Raw genomic sequence first — 26,570 nt, 5'->3', positions numbered from 1 at the left:
GTCTACCCCGTCTCGATCGGCAAAGACGCATCCTTGGCCCATTCGCCCATCGACCCATCATAAAGGGCGAGATTGTCGTAGCCGAGACGGTGCAGCAGGAATAGGTCAACCGTCGCCGAGATGCCGCCGCCGCAATAGGCGACGACGCGCTTATCCTTGGTGATGCCCTGCGCCTTGAATTTTGCTTCCGCCTCGCCAAGCGGGACGAAGGCCTTGGTCTTGGGGTCGAGCAGTGTGGCCGCCGAGACGTTGCAACTGCCGGGAACGCGGCCGGGCCGGCCATAGCGGCTGGGCTCGAGGCCCTTGTGAAATTGCGGGCCGAGCGCGTTGACGATGACGGTGCCTCGCTCGGACGTGGCGGCAAGCGTTTCGTGCTTGTCGACGAAGAAACCTGGCCTCGGATTGGCCGTGAATGTTGCCGGCTCGTATCCTTTCGCCGGCCCGGTTTCGAGCGGGCGTCCTTCGAACTTCCATTTGTCGAGGCCGCCATCGAGCAACGCGACCTTCTCGAATCCGAGCGATTTGAGCATCCACCAGAACCGAGTCGCCCACATCGGCGTGCCGATGCTGTACAGCACCACGCGGCTGCTAATGGACACGCCGTGATCACCGAACGCCAGTTCGAGCCGCGCCACATCAGGCATCATGAAGCGAAGTTCGGTATCGGGATCGGAGAACTCGCCCTGCAGGTCGAGAAAATCTGCGCCCGGAATATGGCCGGCTTCGAAGCTGTGCCGGCCGGGCACGGTGAGATAGGGCAGACTGGAGCCTTCAGGGGCGGGTTCGAGGTAGGTGGTGCAATCGAACAGGCGCAGATCGGGTTGGCTGAGAATGTCAGTGAGTTCCGCGGTCGTGATCAGCTCGTTTCGCGCCGGCATGCCCGCCTCCCATTATTTATGTTTCGGCAATGCTAGGGCTCGCATCGGCCTATGAAAAGGCGGCCCAACGCATGCTCGCCCTTTCAATTCGGCGATTCCTGTCCAATATAGCGGTTAACGAAGACTGAGGTCTTTTGCCCTGCTTTCGGCCGCTGCGACTGGCCTAAGCTGTTGAACACACAAGATAAAAATCCGCTATGTGACAGGGCGCACACTGCCTTCGCCGCCCCCTTGGTACATGTCACCAAAACCTGATATTCGAGGCCCCATGAACAAGCCCGAAATAATCCCGCAAGACGACGTCGCCGGCCCGAAGGCCCGGCACAAAACCACCCAGGTCATGGTCGGCAATGTTGCCGTCGGTGGAGGGGCGCCGATCGTCGTGCAGTCGATGACCAATACCGATACTGCCGATGTCGAAGGCACAATCGCGCAGGTCGCGGCACTGTCGCGCGCCGGATCGGAGATGGTGCGCATCACGGTCGACCGCGAGGAAGCTGCTGCCGCCGTTCCGCACATCCGCGATGGGCTGCGCAAGCGCGGCATCACCACGCCCCTGATCGGTGACTTTCATTATATCGGCCACAAGCTGCTCGCCGAATATCCGGCCTGTGCCGAGGCGCTGGACAAGTATCGCATCAATCCCGGCAATGTCGGCTTCAAGAACAAGCGCGACACGCAGTTCGCCGATATCATCGAGATCGCCAACAAGAACAACAAGCCGGTGCGTATCGGCGCCAATTGGGGCTCGCTGGATCAGGAGCTGCTGACCAAGCTGATGGACGAGAATACGGCCTCGGCCAACCCGCGCGATGCGCGCGCGGTGACGCGCGAGGCCATGGTGCAGTCGGCCTTGCTGTCGGCCGCCCGCGCCCAAGAGCTCGGCATGGCCAAGAACCGAATGATTTTGTCGGCAAAGGTTTCCGCCGTGCAGGATCTGATTGCGGTCTATCAGGAGCTGGCGCGCCGCTCGGATTACGCCATCCACCTCGGCCTGACCGAGGCCGGCATGGGATCGAAGGGCATCGTGGCTTCATCCGCCGCGCTCGGCATCCTGCTGCAGGACGGCATCGGCGACACCATCCGCATTTCGCTCACGCCCGAGCCCGGCGGCGACCGCACGCTGGAAGTTCAGGTCGCGCAGGAATTGCTGCAGACCATGGGTTTCCGCACCTTTGTGCCGCTGGTCGCGGCATGCCCGGGCTGCGGCCGCACCACCTCGACCACATTCCAGGAACTGGCGCGCTCGATCCAGGATTTCATCCGCGAGGAAATGCCGGCCTGGAAAACGCAATATCCCGGCGTCGAGCAGCTTAACGTCGCGGTGATGGGCTGCATTGTCAACGGCCCGGGCGAATCCAAGCACGCCAATATCGGCATCTCCCTGCCCGGCACCGGCGAAGCGCCGGCCGCGCCCGTGTTCGTCGACGGCAAGAAGTTCCGCACCCTGCGCGGTCCGACCATTGCCGCCGATTTCAAGGCGCTGGTGATCGACTATATCGACCAGCGCTATGGCAAGGGCAGCAAGACGCCGGTGACCGCGGCGGAGTGATCGGTCAATTTCGATCGGGCTGCTCGTAGACCTTGCACCACTCGGGATCTGCCGGCGCGGTCAAATCAACCGCGGGCGGAACGGACGTAAGACCCTCCAACGCGCTGAACAGCGGATGACGTCCGCGTCGGCTTGGTGTTGCACGGATCGAAGGGTCGTTTGACTGATCATCCTGGTCCATTGGTTTGTGTCTCCGCCAGCTCGTGTGCCTGCATAGCAGACTATACGTCCACCTGCATTGCGCGTTGCCGCATGCGGGCTACGATGGCTGAAAACTACAAGCCATCGGAGAACGCCCATGTCATCGCTGTCCGGCAAGCAGGGACCGCGCTACCGGCACGTCGCCGACGAAGCTGAACCTTACAAGACCATTGCGGTCGAGAAGCTGACGCCCATCATCGGCGCGGAAATTTCCGGCGTCGATATCGGCAAGCTCGTCTCGGACGACGCGCGCTCCAACCGGCAGATGGACGAAATCCATCGCGCGCTTGCCGAAAACCTCGTCATCTTCTTTCGCGACCAGCATATCACCCCGCAGCAACATCTCGCTTTCGGGCGCAAGTTCGGTGAACTGCATGTGCATCCGGCTGCGCCCAACGAGGGTGACCCGGCGCTGATGAAGATCTATGCCGATAAGGATTCGCCGCGCGCCAATGGCGAGGGCTGGCACACCGATGTGTCCTGCGACGTCGAGCCGCCGATGGGATCGATCCTCTACATCAAGCAATGCCCGCCGCGCGGCGGCGATACGCTGTTTGCCAACATGTACGCCGCCTATGAGGCGCTGTCGGACCGGATGAAGACCTATCTCGACGGGCTAACCGCATTGCACGACGGCGAGCAGACCTATCGCGGGCTCTACGCCAACTATGGCGTCGCCGATCGCCCGGAATATCCGCGTGCGGAACACCCCGTGGTGCGCACGCATCCCGTCACCGGCAAGAAGGCGCTCTACGTCAATCGCGGCTTCACCCGTTATATCATGGGAGTCCCGCGCGACGAGAGTGATGCGATGCTCGCCTATCTCTACCAGCACGCGGAGAACCCGCTGTTCCAATGCCGCTTCCGCTGGACGGAAAACGCCATCGCGTTCTGGGACAACCGCTGCGCCCAGCACCGAGCGATGTGGGACTACTGGCCGCATACGCGGTCAGGCACGCGGGTGACGGTGAAGGGCGAGCGGCCGGTTTAGAGACGCGTTGACCTATCGCGCCCCCTGCGCCAAGCTTGGCCAAAAGCAATAACAAATCCGGAGGACGCCCCATGCTCCGCGCCGAAGACAACAAATTCCTCACCGAGAGCGGCGCAGGCACCGGCATGGGCGAATTGCTACGCCGCTTCTGGATTCCGGTGCTGCTGTCGGAGGAGTTGCCTGAGGCCGACGGTCCGCCGAAGAAGATCGTCGTCATGGGCGAGGAACTGCTCGCCTTCCGCGATACGCGCGGCATCGTCGGCGTCATCGATCAATATTGCCCGCATCGCGGCGCCAATCTCTGGCTTGGCCGCAACGAGGAGTGCGGCATTCGCTGCGTCTATCACGGCTGGAAGTTCGATACCTCGGGCGCTTGCGTCGACATGCCGACCTCCTATCCCGATCTCAATGCCAAGAACCTGATCCGCATCAAGTCCTATCCGGTGCGCGAGTGGGGCGAGATGATCTGGGCCTATATGGGTCCCGCCGATCAGGTGCCCGAGCTGCCCGATCTGGAAATGGCGCTGGTGCCGCCCTCGCATCGCTACGTTTCGAAGAAATGGCAGGACTGCAACTGGGTGCAGGCACTGGAAGGCTCGATCGACACCGCGCATTTTACCTTCGCGCATCTCTCCTTCGAAAAGGAAGAGAATGAGATCCTCGATATCAAGAAGCACTTTGTGAATCCGCTTGTGCGCGTGGCCACCGATCACATGCGCTGGATTGCGGAAGATCCGCGCCCCGTCATCAAGATCAACCCGCATGACGCCGGGCTCACGATCGCCGGCGGGCGTCTCACCGGCAGCGATAACATCTACTGGCGCATCGCCCAGTTCCTGATGCCGGTGCATGCCTATGCGCCGAGCGCGATGCCGGGCGAGAACATTTTTGGTCAGAGCTTTGTGCCGGTCACCGATACCAATTGCTGGATCTATACTTATGCCTGGAATCCGGAACGGCCGATTACGGACGCCGAGCGTGAGGCCTACGATCGCGGCAACGGCGTCATTTCGGAAGTCGATGAAAATTATGTGCCGCTGCGCAACAAGTCGAACGATTACCTGATCGATCGCAAGCTGCAGAAGACCCAAAGCTACACCGGCATCAAGGGCGTGTCCGAGCAGGACGCCGCCGTGCAGGACAGCCAGGGCCCGATCGCCGACCGCACGCGCGAACATCTCGGCCCGACCGATCTCGGCATCATGCATTTTCGCAAGCTCGTGATGGACGCCGCCCGCGCGCTGCAGAAGGGCGAGGCTCCGCCGCATCTGAAGCATCAGGACCGCTACGCCGTGCGATCGGGCGCTTGCGTCACCAGCAAAGCCAAGGACCTCGCCGCTGTCATGATCGAGCGGTTCGGCGATGCGGCCGGCTATGTTGGCGGTCCCGGCAGGAACGCGGCGGCGGAGTAGGGGCAGGCTCGATCCATCGTCATTGCTGTCGATGTTCACGGGCGTGCGGGCTTGAGTAAATATTACTCGCGCAGATCGTAGCGGTAGGATTTCGAGACGATCTTCCAGCCGTCGCGCAGTTTCATTGCCACCAGATAATCGGTGAAATAGCGCGGCGGCAACTGGCAGCGCACCTTGATGAAGGCGGTGGATTCGTCCGAGCGGTCTATCGTGACGATGAAATCCTCGCGCGGCTTTCCTTCAGCCTTCGCCGACGGCCGCTTTCGCACGCGATCGAGCCAGTCCGGAACGCTCAGCACCTGCAACTCGCCTTTCTCCAGCCAGCGCAAATCGGCGGAGGGGTCGAAGATCGCGCCCAGCTTGTCGGCATCGCCCTCATAAAGGCCATCGAAATAGTTCTGCACCACGGCTTCGACGGTCGATCGGTCATGACTCACAGCTATTCCTCCCCGGCATTGGAAATTTGTTCGAGTTGAATTAAGCCACGAACCGGCGCATTGCGCTATGGTGAGTTCATCACAGGTGCGAGGGATTGCGGGTGGCGGGTTCAGCAAAATCGAATGCTCGCATTCTTGCCGGAGAATGCTTCTGTCGCGCGACGCGCTATGCGGTGGCGGACGAATTCGAATATGCCTTGAATTGCCACTGCTCGGATTGCCGGCGCACCACCGGTTCGGCATTCAAGCCGTTTGCCGGCATCGCACGGGACAAGTTTGATGTCACCAAAGGCAAAGACAACATCATGATCTATGGCGATGCGGCGAACCACAACGCGCATTGCCCCGAATGCGGTTCGTTGCTCTATTCCGTGGTGCGCGACGGCGCCTTCGTCCATGTTGCCATGGGCACGCTGATTGACGATCCCTCGATCCGTCCAACGGCCCACATCTTCGTCGGCTTCAAGGCGCCCTGGTTTTTGATCACGGATGACCTGCCGCAATTTCAGGAACATGTCGTGCCGCGGTGATCGCGCGGGCGGACACGTTCGCCGCCATACCCGGCCGGATCCGGCGGAAAAGGTGATTGGCGATGGCCGAACCAGCGGGACACTGGCCAGACTAAGGATGGAGAGGGTGCGATTCACGTCTGCGTGGTTCGTGACCTAACTCACAAAGCCGGCCTGATCCTTCTGATAGGCAGACCGGTGTGGTAAAAAGGTACAAGGCTCCGGAGGAGTCATGATGATGTCTGGATCGCTAAAATTGTGCCGATGGGCACTTGCAGCCGCCGCCTTCCTGCTGGTGAGCGAGCCGGCCTTTGCCGAGAAGCGCGTCGCGCTGATCCTCGGCAATTCCGCCTACCAGAATGTCGCACCGCTCAGCAACCCGGTCAACGACAGTTCCAAAATGGCGGCCACGCTGAAGAACGCCGGTTTTGACGTCGTCGATTCCCGCCGTGACTTGCCGGCGGCCGAAACCCGTCGCGCGCTGCGCGACTTCGCCGATCGTGCGCGCGATGCCGATATCGCCGTGGTCTATTACGCCGGCCACGGGATCGAAGTTGACGGCGCGAATTACCTGATTCCCGTCGATGCGCGGCTGGAACGCGATACCGACATTTATGACGAGGGCCTTTCGCTCGATCGCATCCTGATCGCAATCGAGCCCGCCAAGAAGCTGCGGCTCGTGATTCTCGACGCCTGCCGCGACAATCCGTTTGCCCGCACCATGAAGCGCACCGTCGCGTCGCGCGCGATCGGGCAAGGCCTGGCCAAGGTCGAGCCGACCAGCCCCAACGTCCTGATCGCCTATTCGGCCAAGGCCGGTTCGACGGCGGCCGATGGTGATGGCCAGAACAGCCCGTTCACGGCGGCGCTGTCGAATCATTTGACCAAGCCCGGGCTCGACGTCCGCCGCGCGTTCGGCTTTGTCCGCGACGAGGTGCTCAAGACCACCAATAATCGGCAGGAACCCTTTGTGTATGGTTCGCTCGGCGGTGAAGACGTGCCGCTGGTGCCGGCACCGCGCGCGGCGCCGGCGGCCGCTGCGCCAGCTCTGAGCGCGCAGGCCGAAGCTCGCCGCGATTACGAACTCGCGCTGCAGATCGGCAACAAGAGCGCGCTCAACGCCTTCCTCGCGCAATATCCCGACGGCTTCTATTCGAGCCTCGCAAAACTTCAGCTCGACAAGATCGCCGCCGAGGAGGCGCGGGTCGCCGCGACCGAGAAGGCGCGGCTGGCCGAGCAGGAGCGGGCGCGGCTCGCCGCCGAGGGCGCCCAGAAGTCGCAGCAGGCAAAGGCCGAAGCGGAAGCCAAAGCCGCCGAGCAGGCGCGCGTCGCGGCTGAAAAGGCCAAGCAGGTGGCGCAGGAGCAGGCGGCCGCGGCCGAGCAGAAGCGCGTCGCCGCCGAAAGCGCTGCCGCCGACAAGGCGTCCGCCCCGGCATCCGCTGACAAGGACAAGACCGTGAACGTTGCTGCCCTCACGTCAGGGCCGCCGCAGGCCGACGTCACCAAGTCGGTACAGGCCGAACTGCAACGCGTCGGCTGCCTGACCGGCAACGCCGATGGCAACTGGAATCGCGCCTCGCAGCGGTCGCTGACCCTGTTCAACCGCTACGCCGGAACCAAGCTCGACACCAAGGTCGCCAGCGTCGATACGCTCGATACGATCAAGCTGAAATCGGCGCGCGTGTGCCCGCTGGTCTGCGAGCACGGCTTCAAGGCCGAGGGCGAGCGCTGCACCAAGATCACCTGCGCGGAGGGCTCGTACCTCAACGACGACAACGAATGCGAGAAGCGTAGCGCCAGGAAGCCGGTCGCCAAGCGCGGGAAGCCCGAACCGCGGCAGGCGCTGGAAGCCAGGCCGTATCAGGCGCCGCGGGCCAGGCAGGCCACCGCCGGGCGTTATCAGGGACGGGATCCGAGCATCGGGGCCAGTGGGCGCCCGCTCACCGGCCTCGAACGCCAGCAGGGCTGCAATAGCTACCAGGCCATCATGTCGGGGGTGTGCCCGTAACGGCGGCCAGCATCAGATCAAGTCCACATTGGCGCCGCGACAGCGGGGCCAATTGCTTTTCAGATCACGCTCGCCGCGATATTCACCATCAAGGCCAGCAGCGCGGTGTTGAACACGAACGAAATGATGCCGTGCACGGTCGCGGTGCGGCGGATAATCCTGTCGGTAATGCCGACGTCAGAAACCTGCGCGGTCATGCCGATCACGAACGAAAAGTAGACGAAATCCCAGTAATCCGCATCCTTGTGTGCGTCGCCGCTTGGAAACTGCAGGCCGCCGGGCTTTTTGCCGCGATAGAAATCATGGGCGTAGTGCAGTGCAAAGGCGGTATGCACAAGCGCCCATGACAATGCGATCGTCGCCGTCGCCAGGATGAGCCCGGCCGGATTGCCTTTCGAGGCGCCGAGCTCGAACACGATCGCGCCAAGGCTTGCGAGGGCGCCGAACGCGGTCACTAACAGGATCAGGAAACGCCCGTCATCCTGCAACACCGCGCTGCGCCTAATATGGCCGACGTTGCAGCGCAGCATCATAATGTAAGCGAGTACGAGGTACAGCGCGGCGAAGACATCCCAGCCGATGATGAGACGTGTCGCCAGCCGAAGCGTGTCGGGCGCAAGGAAGAATACGGCCACGCCAACCGCGAGCGCGATAAAGGTCCGCGGCCTTCCGTAGACGACGCGGACCGGCATCGGCAGGTTCTGGAAGCGAACAAGGTGTTTCTCGAATTCCTTGTCCATCCGCTGGCCTTCGATACGCGCTAGTTCCTGCGCTCCGCGACAAATCGCGCGGCTGCCCGCAATATGTTGCCCTTCGCGCCGAAGATCGACAGCGCGGAATCGGCGCGCGCCAGGAGATCGCGCACGCGCTGCTTGGCGCCGTCGATGCCGAGCTGGGTAACGAAGGTCGTCTTGCCCAGCGCCGCATCCTGGCCGGTCTGCTTGCCGAGCGCTGCGGCGTCGCCCTCGACGTCGAGCAGGTCGTCGGCGATCTGGAACGCCTCGCCGAGCGCGCGGCCGTAATCGTCGAGCGCCTGGTATTCCTTCGGCGTGGACCGGCCGAGGATCGCGCCGGCGATGCAGCCATAGCGCAACAGCGCGCCGGTCTTCATCTGCTGCAGCCGCGCCACGTCGACCGGCTCGCGGTCGCCGAAGCGGCCTTCGCCGGCGAGGTCGAGGATCTGGCCGCCGACCATGCCGCCGATGCCGGAAGCGCGCGCCAGCGCCCGCGTCAATAGCAGGCGCACATTGGCGTCCTTGTGGATCTCGTCGCGGGTGACGATGTCGAACGCCAACGTCAATAGCCCGTCGCCGGCGAGGATCGCGGTGGCGTCGTCGGTCTTCTTGTGCAGCGTGGGCCGGCCGCGGCGCAAATCGCTGTTGTCCATCGCCGGCAAATCGTCATGGATCAGGGAATAGCAATGGATGCATTCCAGCGCCGCGCCGACCAGCAGCGCGGCCTCGCGCGGGACGCCGAACACCGCCGAGCTTTCAACCACCAGAAAGGGCCGCAGCCGCTTTCCGCCGCCAAGGCTGGAATAGCGCATCGCGTCCATCAGCCGCTTCGGCCGCGCGATCTCGTCGGGCAGCAGGGTATCGGACAATAGCTTCGCCAGCAGTGCTTCGGTGTCCTCCGCGGTCTGGTCCAGTCGTTTGGCGAAATCGGCAGTGGCGGTCGTCATTAAGAATAGCTCCAGATCAATTTGGCCCGGACAATCGTTGATGGCAGAGGCTTCGTCAATTCCATGACGCAGGTCACAAAAGCGCTGGAAAACGCTCGAAATATCATGGAGATGTCACGTGGGTGGGGCCTGTTCAGCGGTCCCGGAGGGCCCGGGGCTGAACCGGAAGCATCCAATTTGCGCATTGTCCGAATTTTAGTGCTGATCCTGCTGGCGGTGCTGTTGCTGCCCTATCTGGTGACGCCGTTCTACCGCACCGGGCATCCGGTCTCGGCCCTGATGGCCTGGCGCTGGCTCAAGGGCGCGCCGGTGTCGCGGCAATGGATCGATTTCAAAGCGATTTCGCCCTACCTGCCGCGCTCGGTGGTCGGCTCCGAAGACGCCAGATTCTGCAGCCATCGCGGGGTCGATTGGGGTGCGCTGCAGGACGCAATCGACGACGCCGAGGACGGCGAGCCCACCCGCGGCGGGTCGACAATTACCCAGCAGGTGGCGAAAAACCTGTTCCTGTGGCCGGGCCGCAGCGTGGTCCGCAAGGTGCTGGAACTACCGCTCGCGATGTGGATCGATCTGGTGCTGCCCAAGCAACGGATCCTGGAAATCTATCTCAACATCGCTGAACTCGGCCCGTCCGGGCAGTTCGGGGCGGAGGCCGGTTCCCTCTACGCCTTTGGCCGGTCGGCCGCGACCCTGTCGCCGCGCGAGGCCGCCTTGCTGGCGGCGATCCTGCCCAACCCTGTCAGGCGCAGCGCCCGCAATCCTGGCCCCGGGGTGCGCCGGCTGGCCGCCACCTACATGGCGCGGGCCAATGCCGCGGCGCTACAGCGCTGCTGGAGCGAGAATCGCGCTTTTTGAGCCAATTTTCGGCCGCTTTTACCGCAACCTGCCCTAGCTTTACGCCGGCCCATCCTCTATAAGCGCGGCCTTATCGGCATCGCAGCCCGTGCGCGAAGCGCTGGGCGGTCTGGTTTCGGACGGATGCCTCCGACAACACCCCTAGAGGACTGTTATGGCCGTTCCCAGAAGAAAAACATCGCCCTCACGGCGTGGCATGCGCCGCTCGGCGGATGCGCTGAAGAAGCCGACCTATGCCGAGGACAAGGATTCGGGCGAGCTGCGCCGTCCGCACCATCTCGACCTGAAGACCGGCATGTACAAGGGCCGGCAGGTGCTGAAGAAGAAGGAATCCTGACCGGATAAGGGGATAGGGCGCCGCTCCCAGTGGCGCCTGCCCGAATTTGGCCAACGAGTGGGCCAACGGTTCCACAGGGCGAAGCGATGCTTTGACCGGGGACATTTCCGGTTTTCCTAGTAAGGCGCGATACCCATGGTCGGTTTTCCGCTGCTTCTGATTCCGCTCGCGATCTACAACATCATCGTCTTCCTGATGCCGGAGGTATCGTTCACCGAGCCGCTGGTGAAGCTGACCTTGATGTCGGGTGCGGAATGGACCGTGACGCTGAGCGACGTGCTGCTCACGCTCAGCATCTTGCTGCTGCTCGCCGAGGTCATCAAAGGCGCGCGGCCCGGCGCGAAATATCTCACCGACCATCTGCTGTCGCTGATCGTGTTCGGAGCGGCGGCGGCTGAATTCCTGCTGTGGCCGAAGTTCGGCACCTCGACCTATTTCCTGATGACGACACTGTCGCTGGTGGATTTCGTCTCCGGCCTCGCATTGCGGACACGACGCCGTGCCGTCGTCGCAGCAGCGGCGCCTGCGCCTGCGCCTCCAGCAAAAGACGCCGAAAAAGCCGAGGCGCGGCCGGCAGCCGAGCCTCGAGCCGAGCCCATAACGGCACCGGCACCGGCATCTTCGCCTGCTGCGTCATCGGCGCCGCCGGCGGCTTCTGTTGCCGAATCGGTATTGAAAGATCGCCCCGAACCGAAACCGGTGCAGCCCGCGACAGCGCCTGAGGCGGCCTCGTCCGCAGCGGCGTCGCCGGAAGGGCCTGCACAAGAGGCCGCTTCGCCCGAAATTCCCTCGCCGGGACTGCAGCCGGGCCCAGGCTCTCCGCCGCCGGATAAGCCTGATACGTCCCAGCGTTGATCTAGATGGTTTGCCGTGTCCGGAAGCCGGTGTTGCAGCACCGGATCTGGCTGGCGCCATAGGCCGTCTGCGCATCCGCCAGCGAGGCCCGCCTCAGGCCGCGGGTTTGCGGTGTCTGATCGGCGGCCGCAATCAACTGCGCGAGGAAGGTCGGATCGGGCCGCGGCATCGCTGCTCGCTGTGACCAGTGTACGGACTGCGCGACCGGCACCAACGCGACGCAGGCCGGCTCGTCGAGGTTGACGAACTCGCCGTCCAAAATTTCGTCTGATCGATCGATATCCAGCATTGCGCACCGCAACCGGCTAAAACTGTCACGTTTCGGGACGAAACGCCCCACTGCGATCTGACCTCGCAAGGCCTATGCCGCTCCCTTCCGCTTCGTTCCCGGCCAACCCGGAAAGTCCGAGAAACATGGTTTCCGGATTATTTATCAACTTTGCCTAGCCTCTCGTCTATCCTTAAGGCCCAAGGGAATCACCCGGTGGTGTCCCGAATCGAGGCGATCTGATGCCCCCTGTCCCGGAAGCCTCCAGCATTCTTGCCTCACTAGGCCAGGCGGCTTTCGTTTGGGACCTGATAGCGGACACCATCGCCTGGAGCGACAATGCCGGCGCGGTTTTCACCGACATTCCGGCGGAAGCGCTGGCGAGTGGCGCCGGATTCGCCCGGTTGATCGAGCCCTCCGGTTCGATCCGGACGGACGCCCTCACTCGAGCGCCACCGCCGCGGGGCGGCGAAGGCGTCGCCTACCGGATCGAATATGGCGTGCGAGCCTCAAGCTCCGCGCCGGTACTCTGGATCGAGGAAACCGGTTGCTGGTTCGCAGGGTCCGACGGCAAGCCAGTGCGCGCGCAAGGCATTGTCCGCATCAACAATGAGCGCCGTGCCCGCGACGAGCAATTGCTGAAGCTCTCGATGCACGATCCGCTGACCGGTGAACTCAATCGCACGCATCTCATCGCCTCGCTGGCGGAAGCGATCGAGGAAGCCATGCGTCTCCGATCGACCTGCGCCTTCATGCTGATCGGCATCGATCATTTGGCGCGCGTCAACGATGCTTTTGGCTTCGATGTCGCGGACGCCGTGATTGCCGAAGTCGGAAAGCGCATCCGTGCCAAGCTGCGCGGCGGCGACGTGCTCGGGCGCTTCTCCGGCAACAAGTTCGGGCTGATCTTGAGGAACTGCACCATCGAAGACGCCAATATCGCGGCCGAGCGTTTCCTGGCAGGGATCCGCGACGAGGTAATCCCGACCAAATCCGGTCCCGTTTCGGTGACTGCCTCCATCGGAGCGATCAGCATCCCCCGTTACGCCCGCAATGCCGATGAGGCCGTCAACCGCGCCCAGGAAACGCTCGATGGCGCCAAGCGCCGCCGCGCCGGATCGTTCGCGCTGTGGAAGCCGAACGTCGAGCGCGACGCCCAGCGCCGCGTCAACATCCGCGTCACCGACGAGATCGTCACTGCATTGAACGAGCGGCGGATCGTCACCGCCTTTGAGCCCGTGGTCGAAGCGCGCTCGCGGCAGCCGGCGTTCTACGAGTGCCTGGTGCGAATGGAGCAGGCGGACGGCCAGGCGCTGCTGGCGCCCGATATCGTTCCTGTCGCCGAACGATTGGGCCTGATCCGGCTGGTCGATCATCGCGTGCTCGAACTCGCGGTCGCCGAACTCGCGGCGTCGCCGAACGTGCGGCTCAGCCTCAACATCTCGCCCGATACCACCATGGACCCGGACTGGTGGACCGGAATCGAATCGCTGATGCAGGCGCATCCCGGCGCCGGCGAGCGGCTGATCGTCGAGATCACCGAAACGGTTGCGATCCAGGACATCGACGATATCAGGGGCTTCATCACACGACTGAAAAGCTTCGGCAGCCAGATCGCGATCGATGATTTCGGCGCCGGCTACACCTCGTTCCGCAACCTGCGCAAGCTCGGCGTCGATATCGTGAAGATCGACGGCGCCTTCGTGCAGAACATCGCCCGCTCCGCCGACGATCGCGCCTTCGTGCACACGCTGATCGATCTTGCCAACCGCCTGCAGATCAAGACGGTAGCCGAATGGGTGCAGGACGAGGAAACCGCCGTGATGCTGCGCGAATGGGGTTGCGACTACATCCAGGGCCGCCTGATCGGACTGGCATCGCCGCAGCGGCCGTGGATGGCGGCAACGGACGCGGTGCTGCCAGCAGCGGGTTAGCTCTCTCCGCGCGTCGTCCCTGCGAACGCATGCGAAAGCAGGGATGACAGCGGAGGCTTAGGAACGAAGAGAAAGAACTACTCTTCCTTCTTCGGCTCTTTCGACATGCGCTCGAGGCGTTCCTGCATTTCCTTCATCTGGCGGCGAAGATCGTCGATATTGTCTCCGTCGGGCGCGGGCTCCGGCACCTTCTCCGGCTCGGGCGAAGTCGATCCGGCGCGCGGCGGCACGAACGGCTTGAACATCGAGAACGTCTGCTGAAACAATTCCATGTTGCGGCGGACATGTTCCTCGAGCGGCGCGAATGGTGTGCCGCTGAAGGTATTGGTGAGTTGCTTGCGGAATTTTTCCTGCTCGCGCGTCAGCGTATCGATCGACTGCTCCAGATATTTCGGCACCACCAATTGCATGCTGTCGCCGTAGAAGCGGATCAACTGCCGCAGGAAAGTGGTGGGCAACAGATTTTGTCCCGCCTTGTTTTCCTGTTCGAAGATGATCTGCGCCAGCACCTGGCGGGTAATGTCGTCGCCGGTCTTGGCGTCGTAGACGAGAAAATCCTCGCCTTCCTTCACCATCGCTGCGAGATCTTCGAGCGTCACATAGGTGCTGGTGCCGGTATTATAGAGCCGCCGGTTGGCGTATTTCTTGATCGTCGTAGGTTGGTCTGACTTTGCCATAAGCTCACACATCGACACCGAGAGCAGGGAACCCGGCGGCTTCGCCGACGGGCAGACGAGCAACGCAAACGCAGCAAAGTAAGCATTTTCAATGCGGTTCGGCTACCGTTTTGTGCGGCACGGTTAATTCCAAGGCATGGACGCTGCTATGGAAACCCCTTGGGGAGCAATTTGAATGCGCCGCGGCAGGATTTTGGGCACCGGCCGATTGACATGGGTCAATGAGGTTAACAACATAAGGTGAGAGACAGGCACGCCACCCCGGCCGCCCGCCGTCCAACAACCTCAAGCCCAAGAAACCCCATAAGGAGATGTCCATGTCAGACGATGTCGTCATCGTCAGCGCCGCCCGCACTCCGGTCGGCAGCTTCAACGGCGCGTTCGCCACCACCCCGGCCCATGACCTCGGCGCCATCGCCATCAAGGCCGCGCTGGAGCGGGCGGGTGTCGAGCCGGGCCAGGTCTCCGAAGTCATCATGGGCCAGATCCTGACCGCGGCGCAGGGCCAGAACCCGGCCCGTCAGGCCTCGATCAACGCGGGCATTCCGGTGGAGAGCCCGGCCTGGGGCGTCAACCAGCTCTGCGGCTCGGGCCTGCGCTCGGTCGCGCTCGGCTATCAGGCGCTGCTGAACGGCGATTCCTCGATCGTGGTCGCGGGCGGCCAGGAATCGATGAGCATGGCCCCGCATGCGCAATATCTGCGTGGCGGCGTGAAGATGGGCGGCCTGGAGCTGGTCGACACCATGATCAAGGACGGCCTGTGGGACGCCTTCAACGGCTATCACATGGGTAACACTGCCGAGAACGTCGCCAAGCAGTGGCAGATCACCCGCGCCCAGCAGGACGAGTTCGCCGTCAGCTCGCAGCAGAAGGCCGAAGCCGCGCAGAAGGCCGGCAAGTTCAAGGACGAGATCACCGCCGTCACCATCAAGACCCGCAAGGGCGATGTGGTGGTCGATACCGACGAATATCCCCGTCACGGCGCGACGCTGGAGTCGATGGCCAAGCTGAAGCCCGCCTTCGAGAAGGACGGCACCGTGACCGCCGGCAGCGCGTCGGGCATCAATGACGGCGCGGCCGCCGTGGTGCTGATGACCGCCAAGGAAGCGGCCAGACAGGGCAAGAAGCCGATCGCCCGCATCGTCTCCTGGGGCCAGGCCGGCGTCGATCCCAAGATCATGGGCACCGGCCCGATCCCCGCGTCGCGCACTGCGCTGAAGAAGGCCGGCTGGAACGTCGGCGACCTCGACCTGATCGAGGCCAACGAGGCGTTCGCGGCGCAGGCCTGTGCGGTGAACAAGGATCTCGGCTGGGACACCAGCAAGGTGAACGTCAATGGCGGCGCGATCGCGATCGGTCACCCGATCGGAGCGTCGGGCGCGCGCGTGCTAGTGACGCTCTTGCACGAGATGCAGAAGCGCGATGCCAAGAAGGGCCTCGCCACGCTGTGCATCGGCGGCGGCATGGGCATTGCGATGTGCGTCGCACGCGACTGAACTAAAGGCAGACTGGTCGGTTGAATGATGAAAAGATCATCTCGCAACCACGGCTCGAATTGGTAAAGATGAAATGCCCGGTCTCGCGCCGGGCATTTTCATCTTGTGCAGGCGTTTCCAAGAGCGCCTGCAAAACGGAAAATTGAAACTCGTCAAAAGACCGGGACAATTCCGGCGTACCAAGAAATTACCAAGGAGGACTACGACATGGCACGTGTTGCATTGGTTACGGGAGGTACGCGGGGCATTGGCGCTGCGATCAGCAAGGCGCTGAAAGCCGCGGGCTACAAGGTTGCGGCGAGCTACGCCGGCAACGACGCTGCCGCCGAGAAGTTCAAATCCGAGACCGGCATCCCCGTCTACAAATGGGACGTCTCTTCGTTCGACGCCTGCGCCGACGGCATCAAGAAGGTCGAGGCGGACCTCGGGCCGATCGACGTACTGGTCAACAATGCCGGCATCACCAAGGACGGCGCCTTCCACAAGATGACGCTCGAGCAATGGAACGCGGTGATCAACACCAATCTCGGCTCGCTGTTCAACATGACGCGCCCGGTGATCGAGGGCATGCGCGCCCGCAAATTCGGCCGCATCATCAACATCTCCTCGATCAACGGCCAGAAGGGACAGTTCGGCCAGGTCAACTATTCCGCCGCCAAGGCCGGCGACATCGGCTTTACCAAGGCGCTGGCGCTGGAGAATGCCAAGGCCGGCGTGACCGTGAACGCGATCTGCCCCGGCTACATCAACACCGAGATGGTGCAGGCGGTGCCGAAGGACGTGCTTGAGAAGAGCATTCTGCCGCTGATCCCGATCAATCGTCTCGGCGAGCCCGAAGAGATTGCCCGCGCAGTGGTTTTCCTGGCTGCCGACGAGGCCAGCGGCATCACCGGGTCGACCATGACGATCAACGGCGGCCAGTACTTGGTGTGACCTGAGCGTCACGATCGTGTCGTAGTTAGAACGTCTTTATGCCCGGGCAAAAGCGCGAAGCGCGTCTTCGCGCTAGATGTCCCGGGCATCCACGTCTTTAAAGCCGTCCGACGACGAAGAATGGATGGCCGGGACAAGCCCGGCCATGACGGAAAGTACCTGCATAAATGACCGCCCGTAGCGCCACACTGATCGGACTGACTGCGATCCTGATGTGGTCGCTGCTGTCGGTGTTGACCGTTGCGACCGGAAAAATTCCGGCGTTCCAGCTCGCCGCCATGACGTTTGCGATCGGCGCCCTGGTCGCTTTCGCAAGTTTCCTGTTCAGGCCCTCCGCTTTCGGCGCCTTGAAGCAGCCGCTGGTCGCCTGGGTCGTCGGCGTCGGCGGATTGTTCGGCTATCACGCGCTGTATTTCCTCGCGTTGCGGTTTGCGCCGCCGGCCGAAGCCGGCTTGCTGAATTATCTCTGGCCGCTCCTGATCGTGCTGTTCTCGTCGCTGTTGCCGGGCGAACGGCTGGCGCCACATCACATCATCGGTGCGTTGCTCGGGCTTGCCGGCACGGTGCTGCTGTTTGCCGGCAATACCGGCAGCTTTGCGGCAGGCCAGATCCCAGGGCTGGCTGCGGCCTTCGTCGCCGCCTTTGTGTGGGCCGCCTATTCGGTGATGTCGCGCAAGCTCAAGGCGGTGCCGACCGATGCGGTGGCCGGCTTCTGCCTTGCCACCGCACTGTTGGCCGCGCTTGTGCATGCCATGGTGGAGAAGACGGCGTGGCCGGAGACGATCGGGCAATGGCTTGCCGTCATCGCGCTCGGCGTCGGCCCTGTCGGCGCGGCGTTCTTCGTCTGGGACATCGGCATGAAACGCGGCGATATCCGCGTGCTAGGAGCGGCGTCCTACGCGACGCCCCTCCTATCGACCTTGTTTCTGATCCTCGCCGGCTTCGCGCAGCCGACTGCCACGATCGCCATTGCCGCGATCCTGATCGCCGGCGGCGGCCTGATCGCGGCGAAGGACATGGTGCTGAGAAAAAGATTGTAGGATGGGTAGAGCGAAGCGAAACCCATCATGCTTCGGCATGCTATGGTTGATGGGTATCGCTTCGCTCCACCCATCCTACGAAGACTGATCGCGGCGAAGAATATGATGTGGCGGAAGCAAGGGCTCAGTGCGTGCGTTAGCCTGTCACGCTTTCATGCGCAAGGAAGCAAGTGTTGCGGCACAAAACGCCAGCAACGTCACGCCCGCATTAACGGCGTGGGAATACTCCCAGTGCCGGCGCGAGGTTTGCCAGTCCTCAGGGCGCACAGTCCAGTTGTCGGTGGCGACGTTGACCGGGTTGGTCCAGGTCAGGAAAATTGCCAGATTGACAATGATGAGAGCAATTGCGGCGCCTGCAAGCCAAAGCGCCAGTTTGTCAGCTCTGACTTGGACCGCGAGAGCCAGATTGGCGATCAACGACGCCGGCAAGAACAGGCCGACCACCCACCAGCCGACATAGATGCGCTGGACCACGAAGTAGTCCTGCTCCGACATCTGCATCTTGTGGCGCAGTTCGAACAGATGCGCGGCCGGAGCGATGACGGCAAGGCCGGTGAGAATAATCGCCAGGAATCGAATGATCATCGAAGCGGCTTCCGTCGTGCAACCGAGGACGGCGCGCGCCCGTTCTCTGGCGTGCCGAGATACCGGATTGGGCCGCGGCTCGCCCGCGGGCGGCTTTCGCTACCAACATCGTCGCCCGGCCGGCGTTCCAGCGGTTGCTGGTTGGGGAGGCCGCGTGGCTGTTCGCGCGCGACCCCGGCACCTCACCGCGCAGGGAACCAGTCCGGTTTTGCCAGCTCAAACTTCGCAAATTCGAATCCGGGGGCGACGGTGCATCCCACCAGCGTCCAGTCGCCGCTGCTTTCAGCGGATTGCCAGGCGTGCGGAGGCACAACGGCTTGCGGAACCTCGCCGCCAGCGAGATCGGGCCCAAGTTTGACGCGGCGCCGGCCGCCGTCATCTGCGATCTGCAGCGTCAGCGCCGCGCCCGCGTAATAATGCCAGACCTCGACCGCATCGATACGATGCCAATGCGAGCGTTCGCCGCGTGCCAGCAGGAAATAGATCGCGGTCGATCGCGAACGCCCGGCGGTGTCCACGCTTTCGTCGCGAAACGTCTCGCGATAATGCCCGCCTTCGGGATGCGGCTTCAGGTCGAGCCGCGCGATGATCTCGGCGGCTTGTTTTGGCAGCGCCATCAGAACTTGTTCTTGCGTTCGCGCAGTTCGCCGAACACTTCGGCGGCGCTGGCGCCCTTCATGTGCAGCTTGGCCGCCACCGACGGCTCGTCGGCGCGCAGGAACACGTTGGCTTTTTTCTCCTCGCCCAACAGCACCGGGATCGTCGGCTTGTTGTCCGCGCGCAGCCGCCTGACTTCCTCGGCGCGCGCTTTCAGCGCCGGATTGTCGCCGTCGACGGTGAGCGCGAATTTAATGTTGGCGGCAGTATATTCATGGCCGCAATAGAGCTTGAAATCATCCGGCAGCGCACGGAGCTTCAACAGGGAATCCCACATCATCGGATAATTGCCCTCGAATACCCGGCCGCAGCCGATCGAGAACAGCGTGTCGGCGGCAAACACCGCCTTTTCGTTGTCGAATACGTAGGAGATATGATCGAGCGTGTGCCCCGGTGTTTCCAGCACCCGCGCCAGCAGGCTTCCCACCTTGACTACGTCGCCATGGGCGGTGCGCAGGTCGACATTGGCAATCTTGGTGGACTTGTCGTGCGGTGCAACGACGCGGCAGTTGTATTTCTGCTTCAACTCGGCAATGCCGCCAACATGGTCGTGATGGTGATGAGTGACGAGAATATCCGTGAGCGTCCAGCCTTCGCGCTCCAGCGCCTTGATGATCGGGGCGGCTTCGGGCGCGTCGACCGACGCGGTGGCCTTGGTCGCGGGATCATGGATCAAATAGCCGAAATTGTCGTTGAGGCAGGTGAAGGTACGAATTTCCGCGGCCATGACAGCTCCGTGGTTAAGGCTTTCAGCCCCGCTAATCCGAAAGAAATATGGCGTTAACGCTTGCGCGGCAATGGCATTTTCGGCGCGCCGCAATGAAACACGGTATGGTAGATTGTGCCCATGACCATCGACGTCATCGATCTCCGGGATTTCTATTCGCAGCGCCTCGGCATCGTGGCGCGGCAGTTGATCAACCGCGGCATTCGGGCGCGCTGGTCCGATGCGGCGGGGCAGCGCGTGCTCGGACTCGGCTATCCGACGCCCTATCTCGGGCTGTTTCGCGAGGATTCGGAGCGCTGCATCGCTTTCATGCCGGCGGCGCAGGGCGTCCTGAAATGGCCGACGGGACGGCCGGCGCTGGCATCTCTGATCGATGAATTCTCGATGCCGCTGCCGGACGCCGCGATGGATCGAATCTTGCTGGTTCACGCGCTGGAGATGTCGGACGATCCGGAGCGCTTGTTGCGCGAGGTGTGGCGGGTGCTGGCGCCGTCCGGCCGGCTGATTGCGGTGATCCCGAACCGGCGGGGCGTGTGGACGCGCACCGACAATACGCCGTTCGGTCACGGCCGGCCCTATTCGCGCGCGCAGATCACGCAATTGCTGCGGCAGACCTGGTTTACGCCGGCGGCGTGGGGCGAGGCGCTGTTTCTGCCGCCGGTCGGCAATGGCTGGTTTCTGCGCTCGGCGATGGCGTGGGAGCGTGTCGGCGCCGCGCTGTCGCTGCCGTTCGCCGGCGTCCATATCGTGGAAGCGACCAAACAGGTCTATCGCGCGATCCCCGCGGGCCGCGAACGTACGCGGCTGATTCCGTCGCTGGAGCCGGCGCTGGTGCCGTCATCGACGGCAACGCGGGATAAGCTGGGCGAATCGTAGGTAGGCAAAGGCGCGCATGCGCCGTGCCCACCATTTCGTGCGCAGTTTTCAAGCAAGTTGGTGGGCACGCTAGCGCTTTGCCCACGCTTACGAAATCGGACGCCTACTCATTCCCCGGATTGAAATCTTCGCTTGGCGCGGCGGGCGCGGCCATGCTGTCGGGGCGCGGGCCGTGCGGCCGGCGGCGCCGGCGCGGGAAACGCTCGCCGCGGCCCTCTTCATATCCGCCGGGCGCACCGTTCACCTGAGGCTGCGGTCCGGTGATGAAGGAGGGCAGGCGATCGACGCCGCCGGTGTCGGCAATCACCGGCTGCGGCTGGGTTTGCGGCTGATACTGCGGCTGCGGACGGTGCTCGCGTTCGCGATGGTGTTCGCGCGGCTGTTGGTCGCGCTGGTAGGGCTGGTTGTCGCCGCGCTGTTCGCGCGGATTTTCGCGCGGATTGTTGTCGCGGATATATGGCTGTGGCTGCTGAGGGACGAAGCCCGGCTCCTGGCCGAAATGCGAAAAACTCTCGCCGTCGTCGTCACCGTCTTCCGTCGGCTGCGTTTCGGTGTCGATGCGCGGCTGCGGCTGGTTCTGCCGGAACTGCTCCTGCGCAGCAGCGATCAGGCGGAAATAATGCTCGGCGTGCTGGTAGTAATTCTCGGCCGCGACCGGGTCGCCGGAAGAGCGCGCGTCGCGCGCTAGCTGAACGTATTTTTCCGCAACGTGCGAAGCGGTGCCGCGGATCTTGATGTCAGGCCCGTTGGATTCGAATACCCGGGTCATCGGGTTCTGACCGCGCCGGCCATCGTTCCGGTTACTGCCTTGGTTCCGGTTACGCATCCGCTTGTTGTTTTGACCGTTTCTCATGTCTCGCCTTTATTCCAGCCCTGATGTTTTGCAGTTGCCGTCGTAGCCTGATCCGATCGGGCGCGCACTCAGGCGCACCGAATCACGATGCCGTTCAAATTCATGTCGTCGATTTCGCCAACCCTCGCGTTCAGCAAAGACGCGTTCCCCAATCGGCGGCACATTTGCCCGCCGGATCAAATCATTCAGCCTGCCAAAACCAGTCTAACCGTCTTGCGTGACGGCTTCGCGTGACTGGCTGTTGCGTAAGTATTCAAGCGCAATATCAGGCTTTCGTTCGCTTTACGGTCGAGAGCAGCACAGCTCCAGCTATTGCGCTCAATTCGACCTGCGTTTGGAACCTTTCACCCGGCGGGCTCTCGTTTCGAGAAACTCTGGCCTCACCCGTATGATTTACGGGGCCAGCAGCCCTGGACCGATGTTGTGAACGGAACGTAGTCGCTCCGGGGGAATATTCCAAGGGGTTTTTTTGCGTTCCAGAAGGACTTTATCGGGCCATTTTGTGGCCCGCGACCGCCCTTGGAATGCCCGCCAGATCGGCCTTGGGGGCTGTCGCGGGCGTTAACCCTGCGCTTGTCATCAGGGCCTGGATTGGGCCGCTTTGGCCCTCTCCGGCCTCCACGACCAAAGCCGCCCCCGGGGCGAGGAGGCCGGCCGCCTGAGGGATCAACGCGCGATAGGCGTCCAGCCCGTCGGCGCCACCATCGAGCGCGGCGAGCGGGTCGTGGTTCCTGACCTCCTCGGCCAAGTGAGCGATGTCCGCCGAGCGAATGTAGGGCGGATTCGAAACAATCAGATCGAACGTGCCGGATAATCCGCCGGCATAATCGCAGGCGACGAACGTCGCGCGATCAGATAGCGCTGAACGCGCCGCGTTGGCGGCGGCGGTCTGCAGGGCGGCTTCCGAAATGTCGGTCCCGAATCCATGCGCCGCTGGCAGCTCCGACAAGAGCGCCAGCAGGATCGCGCCGGAGCCGGTGCCGAGGTCCGCGATGCGTAAGGGACGATTGAGGTCGCCGCCGGCGCGCAACAGTTCCAGCGCCAGTTCGACCACCGTCTCGGTATCGGGCCGCGGCACCAGCGTTGCGGCTGAGAGTCGCAAGGGCAGACCCCAAAATTCCTTTTCGCCGATGATGCGGGCGACCGGCTCGCCTGCGAGACGTCGGCGCATGAAAGCTTCGAGGCGGGCGGATTCGTCCGAGGTGAGCTCGCGCTGTGCAGCCGATATCAAGCCGGTCAGGTCGAGGCCAAGTGCATGGCCTGTCAGAATCCGTGCGTCGAGCTCGGCGGATTCCATGGCGGCGGCTTTGAGTCTCGCTGCGAGCGCGCGTCGGGCGGCCTCGACGGTCGGCGCTCTCACGCCGCCGCGCCCTGTGCGGCGAGCTGGGCGGCCTGGTGCTCGGTCGTCAACGCGTCGATCAGTTCGCCCAGCGCTTCGCCCGAAATCACCTGCGGCAATTTGTAGAGCGTCAAGTTGATGCGGTGATCGGTGACGCGGCCCTGCGGGAAATTATAGGTGCGGATGCGCTCGCTTCGGTCGCCGGAGCCGACCTTCTCCTTGCGGTCAGCGGAGCGCGCGGCATCGGCGCGCTGGCGCTCGGCGTCGTAGATGCGCGAGCGCAGGATGTTCATCGCGGAAGCGCGGTTTTTGTGCTGCGAGCGGCTGTCCTGCATCATCACCACGATGCCGGTCGGAATGTGCGTGATACGGATCGCGGATTCAGTCTTGTTGACGTGCTGGCCGCCGGCGCCTTGCGCGCGCATGGTTTCGATCCGCAGATCTTCATTCTTGATGTCGACATCGACATCCTCGACCTCGGGCAGAACCGCCACCGTTGCAGCCGAGGTGTGAATCCGCCCCTGTGTTTCCGTGTCGGGCACGCGCTGCACGCGGTGCACGCCGGATTCGAATTTCAGCTTGGCGAACGCGCCGCGGCCCTGCACCTCGGCGATGATTTCCTTGTAGCCGCCCACGGTACCTTCCGAGGCCGAGATCACCTCGACTTTCCAGCCCTGCAAGGCGGCAAACCGCTCATACATGCGGAACAGGTCGCCGGCGAACAGCGAGGCCTCGTCGCCGCCGGTGCCGGCGCGGATTTCCAGCATTACGTTGCGGTCGTCCATGGCGTCCTTGGGCAGCAGCGCCACGCGAATCTTCTGCTCGAGGTCAGCGACGCGCGCCTGCAGCGTTTCGAGCTCGGCTTCGGCCATGCTGCGGATTTCGGGATCGGTGCCGGCATCAGCCAAGAGCTGTTCGGCGCCCGCAATCTCGGCACGCGCCGTTCGATACGCCTTGACCGCATCGATCAGCGGATTGAGCTCGGCGAGCTCGCGCGTGATCTGGACGTATTTTTCGGAATTGACCTGGCCCAGCAGCGCGGCCTCGAGCGAGGCATGATGGGCGAGCAGGATATCGAGTTTGGCTTCGGGCAACATGGCGTATTTCTCAGGCAGCGGATACGGAAGGGTGGCGTTGTCGGGACAGAGCCTCGCTACAACGACAGCCCCTCGGCTTCCGCGAACTCCGTCAGCTTCTGCCGGATCGAGACGCTGCCGGACGGCGCATCGAGCAGCGGCATCAGGACAGCTTCCGCCTTTTTGGCGTCGAGGTCGAGGATCATGGCCTTGACCGGGCCGTGCGCGGTGGCCGACAGCGACAGCGAGCGGTAGCCGAGCGCGATCAGCGCCAGCGCGCCGAGCGGCTTTGAGGCCATCTCGCCGCATAGCGAGGCCATCTTCTTCGCAGCTTGCGCTCTCCGCACGATATCGCGCAGCGCACGCAGGATCGGCACCGACATGGTGTCGAACCGTTCGGAAACTTTTGCGTTGCCGCGGTCGACCGCAAACAAGAACTGGAACAGGTCGTTCGAACCGACCGAAACGAAATCGACCTTCTTCAAGAGTTCGTCGAGTTGGTAGAGCAGCGCCGGCACTTCCACCATGGTGCCGACGTCAATACGTTCCGGCAACGCGTGGCCATGCTGGCGCAGGTAGGTCAATTCGCGTTCGACGATGGCCTTGGCCTGGTCGAATTCGGCGACTTCCGAAATCATCGGAAACATGATCTTCAGCGCGCGGCCGCCGCCGGCCCGCAGCAGCGCACGAATCTGGCCGCGCAACAGTCCCGGCCGGTCGAGCCCGAGCCGGATCGCGCGCCAACCGAGCGCCGGGTTTTCCTCGATCACGGTCTCCATATAGGGCAGCGCCTTGTCGCCGCCAATATCGAGGGTGCGGAACGTGACCGGCTTGGAGCCGGCGGCGTCCAGCACGGTGCGATAGAGCGCGAGTTGGTCGGAAGCGCGCGGCAGGCTCTGGCCGACCATGAACTGCAACTCGGTGCGGAACAGCCCGATGCCCGCGCTGCCGGTGTCGTCGATATGCGGCAGGTCGACGACGAGGCCCGCGTTGATCATCAGCTCGACCGACTGGCCGTCCTTGGTCACACAGGGTTTGTCGCGCAGCGCGGCATACTGTGCCTGTCGCCGCGCGCGAAACCGCACCCGCTCGGCATAGGCCGATTCGATCTCGGCCGAGGGGCGGACATAGATCGAGCCCGAGGTGCCGTCGACGATGATGGGATCGCCGGGGTCGGCAATGCCGGGCGCGTTCGGGATTTCGCCGACCGCAGGGATTCCGAGCGCGCGCGCCACGATCGAGACGTGGGAATTCGCGGTGCCTTCCTCCAGCACCAGGCCGCGCAGCCGCTTACGATCGTAGTCGAGCAGCGCCGCCGGTCCCATCGCGCGCGCGATCAGAATGGCGTTTTCGGGAAGCTGCTCGCGCGAGGGCGCGTGATCCTGGCCGACCAGTTGCCGCATCAGGCGATGGCCGAGGTCTTCCAGGTCGTGCAGGCGGTCGCGCAGATAAGGATCGGTCGAGCGCAGCATGCGCGCGCGAGTGTCGGACTGCACGCGCTCGACCGCGGCTTCCGCGGTGAGGCCGGTAGCGACCGCCTCATGCAGCTTGTGCGACCAGCCGTGGTCGTTGGCAAACATCCGGTAGGCTTCCAGCACCTCGCGGTGCTCGCCGCCATCGGCGACGTCGCCGCGCTCCAGCATGCGGTCGAGATCGGCGCGCAGCTTGGTCAGCGCTGCATCCAGCTTCTTGACTTCCTTCGGCAGGTCTTCGGCGATGTAGTTGGTGATGACGACACGCGGCTCGTGCAGCACGACATGGCCCAGCGCGATGCCGTCGGAGAGGATCGCGCCGGTTTTGTGCAGCGAATGCCGCGCCGCCGGTTCCGCGCCGGGCTGCGCCAGCGCCGCCAGTTCGCCCGAGGCGATCATTTCCGCCAGCACCATGGCGGTGGTCTGCAGCGCCTCGACCTCTTCCTCGACATAGGTGCGCTTGGCGCGGTTCTGCACTACCAGCACGCCGAGCGTGTTGCCGGCGCGCAGGATCGGCACGCCGAGGAACGAATGGTAGATTTCTTCGCCGGTTTCCGGGCGGAACGAGAAGGCCGGATGGCTCTGCGCGTCCGAGAGGTTGAGCGGGCTGGCCTCGCTGGCGACGAGGCCGACGAGACCCTCGTGCGCGTTCAGCACCGTGCGGTGCACCGCGTCGCGGTTCAGACCCTCGGTGGCGTAAAGTTCGAGCGTGTTATCGATGCGCAGCACGTAACAGGAGCAGACCTCGGCCACCATGTTGGCCGCGATCAACACCACGATCTTGTCCAGGCGTTCCTGCGCCGAGACCTTCTCCGCCATGGTTTCGCGGAGCCGTCTCAACAAGACGCGGGGACCTCCCGACGTGCTCCGCATGTGCTGGTATCCTCCCCCGCAAGGCCAGCCCGCCGGGTGGCCGGCAGC

The 26,570-nt window shown here is 63.4% G+C and carries 26 protein-coding genes; 13 read left to right on the top strand and 13 right to left on the bottom strand.

Going from position 1 to position 26,570, the window contains the following annotated elements:
• Positions 1 to 2 precede the first annotated feature (2 nt).
• Positions 3 to 878 (bottom strand): sulfurtransferase, encoded by an 876-nt coding sequence (locus tag CQ13_RS20355; RefSeq protein ID WP_057844625.1) that lies wholly within the window; start codon positions 876 to 878, stop codon positions 3 to 5.
• Between the two features lie 268 nt (positions 879 to 1,146).
• Here CQ13_RS20355 and ispG point away from each other — a divergent pair, with 268 nt between their 5' ends.
• From ispG to CQ13_RS20340, 3 genes are all read left to right on the top strand, one after another.
• A complete protein-coding gene (gene ispG / locus CQ13_RS20350) occupies positions 1,147 to 2,430 on the top strand; it encodes a flavodoxin-dependent (E)-4-hydroxy-3-methylbut-2-enyl-diphosphate synthase (RefSeq protein ID WP_057844624.1) in 1,284 nt (427 codons plus the stop codon).
• A 298-nt stretch (positions 2,431 to 2,728) separates the two neighbouring features.
• Positions 2,729 to 3,622 carry a TauD/TfdA dioxygenase family protein gene (locus CQ13_RS20345; protein ID WP_057844623.1) on the top strand — a complete coding sequence of 298 codons (894 nt, stop codon included), beginning with the start codon at positions 2,729 to 2,731 and terminating at the stop codon, positions 3,620 to 3,622.
• A gap of 71 nt (positions 3,623 to 3,693) precedes the next feature.
• Positions 3,694 to 5,034 (top strand): Rieske 2Fe-2S domain-containing protein, encoded by a 1,341-nt coding sequence (locus CQ13_RS20340; RefSeq protein ID WP_057844622.1) that lies wholly within the window; start codon positions 3,694 to 3,696, stop codon positions 5,032 to 5,034.
• Positions 5,035 to 5,096: 62 nt separating this feature from the next.
• Here CQ13_RS20340 and CQ13_RS20335 read toward each other — a convergent pair whose 3' ends face one another.
• Positions 5,097 to 5,471: a nuclear transport factor 2 family protein gene (locus tag CQ13_RS20335; RefSeq protein WP_057844621.1), complete on the bottom strand. Its 375-nt coding sequence runs from the start codon at positions 5,469 to 5,471 to the stop codon at positions 5,097 to 5,099.
• A 101-nt stretch (positions 5,472 to 5,572) separates the two neighbouring features.
• Here CQ13_RS20335 and CQ13_RS20330 point away from each other — a divergent pair, with 101 nt between their 5' ends.
• Together CQ13_RS20330 and CQ13_RS20325 are read left to right on the top strand one after the other, a co-directional pair.
• Positions 5,573 to 6,001 (top strand): GFA family protein, encoded by a 429-nt coding sequence (locus CQ13_RS20330; protein ID WP_057844620.1) that lies wholly within the window; start codon positions 5,573 to 5,575, stop codon positions 5,999 to 6,001.
• 217 nt (positions 6,002 to 6,218) lie between these two features.
• Positions 6,219 to 7,988: a caspase family protein gene (locus CQ13_RS20325; protein WP_082637566.1), complete on the top strand. Its 1,770-nt coding sequence runs from the start codon at positions 6,219 to 6,221 to the stop codon at positions 7,986 to 7,988.
• Positions 7,989 to 8,047: 59 nt separating this feature from the next.
• On the opposite strand, the gene CQ13_RS20320 is transcribed toward CQ13_RS20325, so the two are convergent.
• Positions 8,048 to 8,728: a DUF1345 domain-containing protein gene (locus CQ13_RS20320; RefSeq protein WP_057844619.1), complete on the bottom strand. Its 681-nt coding sequence runs from the start codon at positions 8,726 to 8,728 to the stop codon at positions 8,048 to 8,050.
• Positions 8,729 to 8,748: 20 nt separating this feature from the next.
• Entirely contained in the window at positions 8,749 to 9,669 is a 921-nt protein-coding gene (locus CQ13_RS20315; RefSeq protein ID WP_057844618.1) for a polyprenyl synthetase family protein, read from the bottom strand.
• Positions 9,670 to 9,846: 177 nt separating this feature from the next.
• Here CQ13_RS20315 and mtgA point away from each other — a divergent pair, with 177 nt between their 5' ends.
• The 3 genes from mtgA (at position 9,847) to CQ13_RS20300 (ending at position 11,716) form a co-directional block, all read left to right on the top strand.
• Positions 9,847 to 10,524 (top strand): monofunctional biosynthetic peptidoglycan transglycosylase, encoded by a 678-nt coding sequence (gene mtgA, locus CQ13_RS20310; RefSeq protein ID WP_057844854.1) that lies wholly within the window; start codon positions 9,847 to 9,849, stop codon positions 10,522 to 10,524.
• Between the two features lie 154 nt (positions 10,525 to 10,678).
• Complete coding sequence (rpmF, locus tag CQ13_RS20305; protein ID WP_028347701.1) at positions 10,679 to 10,861, top strand: 50S ribosomal protein L32; 183 nt, start codon at positions 10,679 to 10,681, stop codon at positions 10,859 to 10,861.
• Positions 10,862 to 10,996: 135 nt separating this feature from the next.
• A complete protein-coding gene (locus CQ13_RS20300; protein ID WP_057844617.1) occupies positions 10,997 to 11,716 on the top strand; it encodes a hypothetical protein in 720 nt (239 codons plus the stop codon).
• A gap of 1 nt (position 11,717) precedes the next feature.
• Here the strand turns inward: CQ13_RS20300 and CQ13_RS20295 are convergent, their stop codons facing one another.
• On the bottom strand, positions 11,718 to 12,005 hold the full coding sequence (locus CQ13_RS20295) for a hypothetical protein (RefSeq protein WP_057844616.1): 288 nt from the start codon (positions 12,003 to 12,005) through the stop codon (positions 11,718 to 11,720).
• Between the two features lie 221 nt (positions 12,006 to 12,226).
• Here CQ13_RS20295 and CQ13_RS20290 point away from each other — a divergent pair, with 221 nt between their 5' ends.
• Positions 12,227 to 13,918 carry a putative bifunctional diguanylate cyclase/phosphodiesterase gene (locus tag CQ13_RS20290; RefSeq protein ID WP_156433778.1) on the top strand — a complete coding sequence of 564 codons (1,692 nt, stop codon included), beginning with the start codon at positions 12,227 to 12,229 and terminating at the stop codon, positions 13,916 to 13,918.
• Positions 13,919 to 13,995: 77 nt separating this feature from the next.
• Here CQ13_RS20290 and phaR read toward each other — a convergent pair whose 3' ends face one another.
• The gene (gene phaR / locus CQ13_RS20285; RefSeq protein ID WP_057844853.1) at positions 13,996 to 14,595 is read right to left on the bottom strand and encodes a polyhydroxyalkanoate synthesis repressor PhaR; all 600 of its coding nucleotides are present in this window, start codon (positions 14,593 to 14,595) and stop codon (positions 13,996 to 13,998) included.
• 317 nt (positions 14,596 to 14,912) lie between these two features.
• On the opposite strand from phaR, the gene CQ13_RS20280 reads away from it, so the two are divergent.
• The 3 genes from CQ13_RS20280 to yddG all read left to right on the top strand — a co-directional run bounded on the left by CQ13_RS20280 (position 14,913) and on the right by yddG (position 18,064).
• Positions 14,913 to 16,091: an acetyl-CoA C-acetyltransferase gene (locus CQ13_RS20280; protein WP_057844614.1), complete on the top strand. Its 1,179-nt coding sequence runs from the start codon at positions 14,913 to 14,915 to the stop codon at positions 16,089 to 16,091.
• Between the two features lie 207 nt (positions 16,092 to 16,298).
• On the top strand, positions 16,299 to 17,024 hold the full coding sequence (phbB, locus tag CQ13_RS20275) for an acetoacetyl-CoA reductase (protein WP_057844613.1): 726 nt from the start codon (positions 16,299 to 16,301) through the stop codon (positions 17,022 to 17,024).
• A gap of 167 nt (positions 17,025 to 17,191) precedes the next feature.
• A complete protein-coding gene (yddG, locus tag CQ13_RS20270) occupies positions 17,192 to 18,064 on the top strand; it encodes an aromatic amino acid exporter YddG (RefSeq protein WP_057844612.1) in 873 nt (290 codons plus the stop codon).
• A 144-nt stretch (positions 18,065 to 18,208) separates the two neighbouring features.
• Here yddG and CQ13_RS20265 read toward each other — a convergent pair whose 3' ends face one another.
• The 3 genes from CQ13_RS20265 to gloB all read right to left on the bottom strand — a co-directional run bounded on the left by CQ13_RS20265 (position 18,209) and on the right by gloB (position 20,033).
• Entirely contained in the window at positions 18,209 to 18,649 is a 441-nt protein-coding gene (locus CQ13_RS20265) for a hypothetical protein (RefSeq protein WP_063800113.1), read from the bottom strand.
• Positions 18,650 to 18,831: 182 nt separating this feature from the next.
• The gene (locus CQ13_RS20260; RefSeq protein WP_156433777.1) at positions 18,832 to 19,266 is read right to left on the bottom strand and encodes a cupin domain-containing protein; all 435 of its coding nucleotides are present in this window, start codon (positions 19,264 to 19,266) and stop codon (positions 18,832 to 18,834) included.
• Entirely contained in the window at positions 19,266 to 20,033 is a 768-nt protein-coding gene (gene gloB / locus CQ13_RS20255) for a hydroxyacylglutathione hydrolase (protein WP_057844611.1), read from the bottom strand. Before gloB ends, CQ13_RS20260 begins: the two co-directional genes overlap by 1 nt.
• Before the next feature lie 120 nt (positions 20,034 to 20,153).
• Here gloB and CQ13_RS20250 point away from each other — a divergent pair, with 120 nt between their 5' ends.
• Positions 20,154 to 20,909 carry a methyltransferase domain-containing protein gene (locus CQ13_RS20250; RefSeq protein WP_156433776.1) on the top strand — a complete coding sequence of 252 codons (756 nt, stop codon included), beginning with the start codon at positions 20,154 to 20,156 and terminating at the stop codon, positions 20,907 to 20,909.
• Between the two features lie 103 nt (positions 20,910 to 21,012).
• On the opposite strand, the gene CQ13_RS20245 is transcribed toward CQ13_RS20250, so the two are convergent.
• The 4 genes from CQ13_RS20245 to ptsP form a co-directional block, all read right to left on the bottom strand.
• On the bottom strand, positions 21,013 to 21,762 hold the full coding sequence (locus CQ13_RS20245; protein WP_057844610.1) for a DUF4167 domain-containing protein: 750 nt from the start codon (positions 21,760 to 21,762) through the stop codon (positions 21,013 to 21,015).
• Positions 21,763 to 22,249: 487 nt separating this feature from the next.
• The gene (gene prmC / locus CQ13_RS20240; protein ID WP_057844609.1) at positions 22,250 to 23,122 is read right to left on the bottom strand and encodes a peptide chain release factor N(5)-glutamine methyltransferase; all 873 of its coding nucleotides are present in this window, start codon (positions 23,120 to 23,122) and stop codon (positions 22,250 to 22,252) included.
• Positions 23,119 to 24,198 (bottom strand): peptide chain release factor 1, encoded by a 1,080-nt coding sequence (gene prfA, locus CQ13_RS20235; protein WP_057844608.1) that lies wholly within the window; start codon positions 24,196 to 24,198, stop codon positions 23,119 to 23,121. Before prfA ends, prmC begins: the two co-directional genes overlap by 4 nt.
• 56 nt (positions 24,199 to 24,254) lie before the next feature.
• The gene (gene ptsP, locus CQ13_RS20230) at positions 24,255 to 26,522 is read right to left on the bottom strand and encodes a phosphoenolpyruvate--protein phosphotransferase (RefSeq protein ID WP_057844607.1); all 2,268 of its coding nucleotides are present in this window, start codon (positions 26,520 to 26,522) and stop codon (positions 24,255 to 24,257) included.
• Positions 26,523 to 26,570 lie beyond the last annotated feature (48 nt).

The sequence above is a fragment of the Bradyrhizobium retamae genome (genome assembly GCF_001440415.1).
In the GTDB taxonomy this organism is placed as follows: Bacteria; Pseudomonadota; Alphaproteobacteria; order Rhizobiales; family Xanthobacteraceae; genus Bradyrhizobium; species Bradyrhizobium retamae.
This window is presented reverse-complemented; position numbering and strand designations above follow the sequence as displayed.

Excerpts from the sequence above, each read along its gene's own strand:
- CQ13_RS20355 (WP_057844625.1), bottom strand. The coding sequence starts at position 878 with ATGCCGGCGCGAAACGAGCTGATCACGACCGCGGAACTCACTGACATT.
- ispG (WP_057844624.1), top strand. The coding sequence starts at position 1,147 with ATGAACAAGCCCGAAATAATCCCGCAAGACGACGTCGCCGGCCCGAAG.
- CQ13_RS20345 (WP_057844623.1), top strand. The coding sequence starts at position 2,729 with ATGTCATCGCTGTCCGGCAAGCAGGGACCGCGCTACCGGCACGTCGCC.
- CQ13_RS20340 (WP_057844622.1), top strand. The coding sequence starts at position 3,694 with ATGCTCCGCGCCGAAGACAACAAATTCCTCACCGAGAGCGGCGCAGGC.
- CQ13_RS20325 (WP_082637566.1), top strand. The coding sequence starts at position 6,219 with ATGTCTGGATCGCTAAAATTGTGCCGATGGGCACTTGCAGCCGCCGCC.
- CQ13_RS20320 (WP_057844619.1), bottom strand. The coding sequence starts at position 8,728 with ATGGACAAGGAATTCGAGAAACACCTTGTTCGCTTCCAGAACCTGCCG.
- CQ13_RS20315 (WP_057844618.1), bottom strand. The coding sequence starts at position 9,669 with ATGACGACCGCCACTGCCGATTTCGCCAAACGACTGGACCAGACCGCG.
- rpmF (WP_028347701.1), top strand. The coding sequence starts at position 10,679 with ATGGCCGTTCCCAGAAGAAAAACATCGCCCTCACGGCGTGGCATGCGC.
- CQ13_RS20300 (WP_057844617.1), top strand. The coding sequence starts at position 10,997 with ATGGTCGGTTTTCCGCTGCTTCTGATTCCGCTCGCGATCTACAACATC.
- CQ13_RS20295 (WP_057844616.1), bottom strand. The coding sequence starts at position 12,005 with ATGCTGGATATCGATCGATCAGACGAAATTTTGGACGGCGAGTTCGTC.
- CQ13_RS20290 (WP_156433778.1), top strand. The coding sequence starts at position 12,227 with ATGCCCCCTGTCCCGGAAGCCTCCAGCATTCTTGCCTCACTAGGCCAG.
- phaR (WP_057844853.1), bottom strand. The coding sequence starts at position 14,595 with ATGGCAAAGTCAGACCAACCTACGACGATCAAGAAATACGCCAACCGG.
- CQ13_RS20280 (WP_057844614.1), top strand. The coding sequence starts at position 14,913 with ATGTCAGACGATGTCGTCATCGTCAGCGCCGCCCGCACTCCGGTCGGC.
- phbB (WP_057844613.1), top strand. The coding sequence starts at position 16,299 with ATGGCACGTGTTGCATTGGTTACGGGAGGTACGCGGGGCATTGGCGCT.
- yddG (WP_057844612.1), top strand. The coding sequence starts at position 17,192 with ATGACCGCCCGTAGCGCCACACTGATCGGACTGACTGCGATCCTGATG.
- CQ13_RS20265 (WP_063800113.1), bottom strand. The coding sequence starts at position 18,649 with ATGATCATTCGATTCCTGGCGATTATTCTCACCGGCCTTGCCGTCATC.
- CQ13_RS20260 (WP_156433777.1), bottom strand. The coding sequence starts at position 19,266 with ATGGCGCTGCCAAAACAAGCCGCCGAGATCATCGCGCGGCTCGACCTG.
- gloB (WP_057844611.1), bottom strand. The coding sequence starts at position 20,033 with ATGGCCGCGGAAATTCGTACCTTCACCTGCCTCAACGACAATTTCGGC.
- CQ13_RS20250 (WP_156433776.1), top strand. The coding sequence starts at position 20,154 with ATGACCATCGACGTCATCGATCTCCGGGATTTCTATTCGCAGCGCCTC.
- CQ13_RS20245 (WP_057844610.1), bottom strand. The coding sequence starts at position 21,762 with ATGAGAAACGGTCAAAACAACAAGCGGATGCGTAACCGGAACCAAGGC.
- prfA (WP_057844608.1), bottom strand. The coding sequence starts at position 24,198 with ATGTTGCCCGAAGCCAAACTCGATATCCTGCTCGCCCATCATGCCTCG.
- ptsP (WP_057844607.1), bottom strand. The coding sequence starts at position 26,522 with ATGCGGAGCACGTCGGGAGGTCCCCGCGTCTTGTTGAGACGGCTCCGC.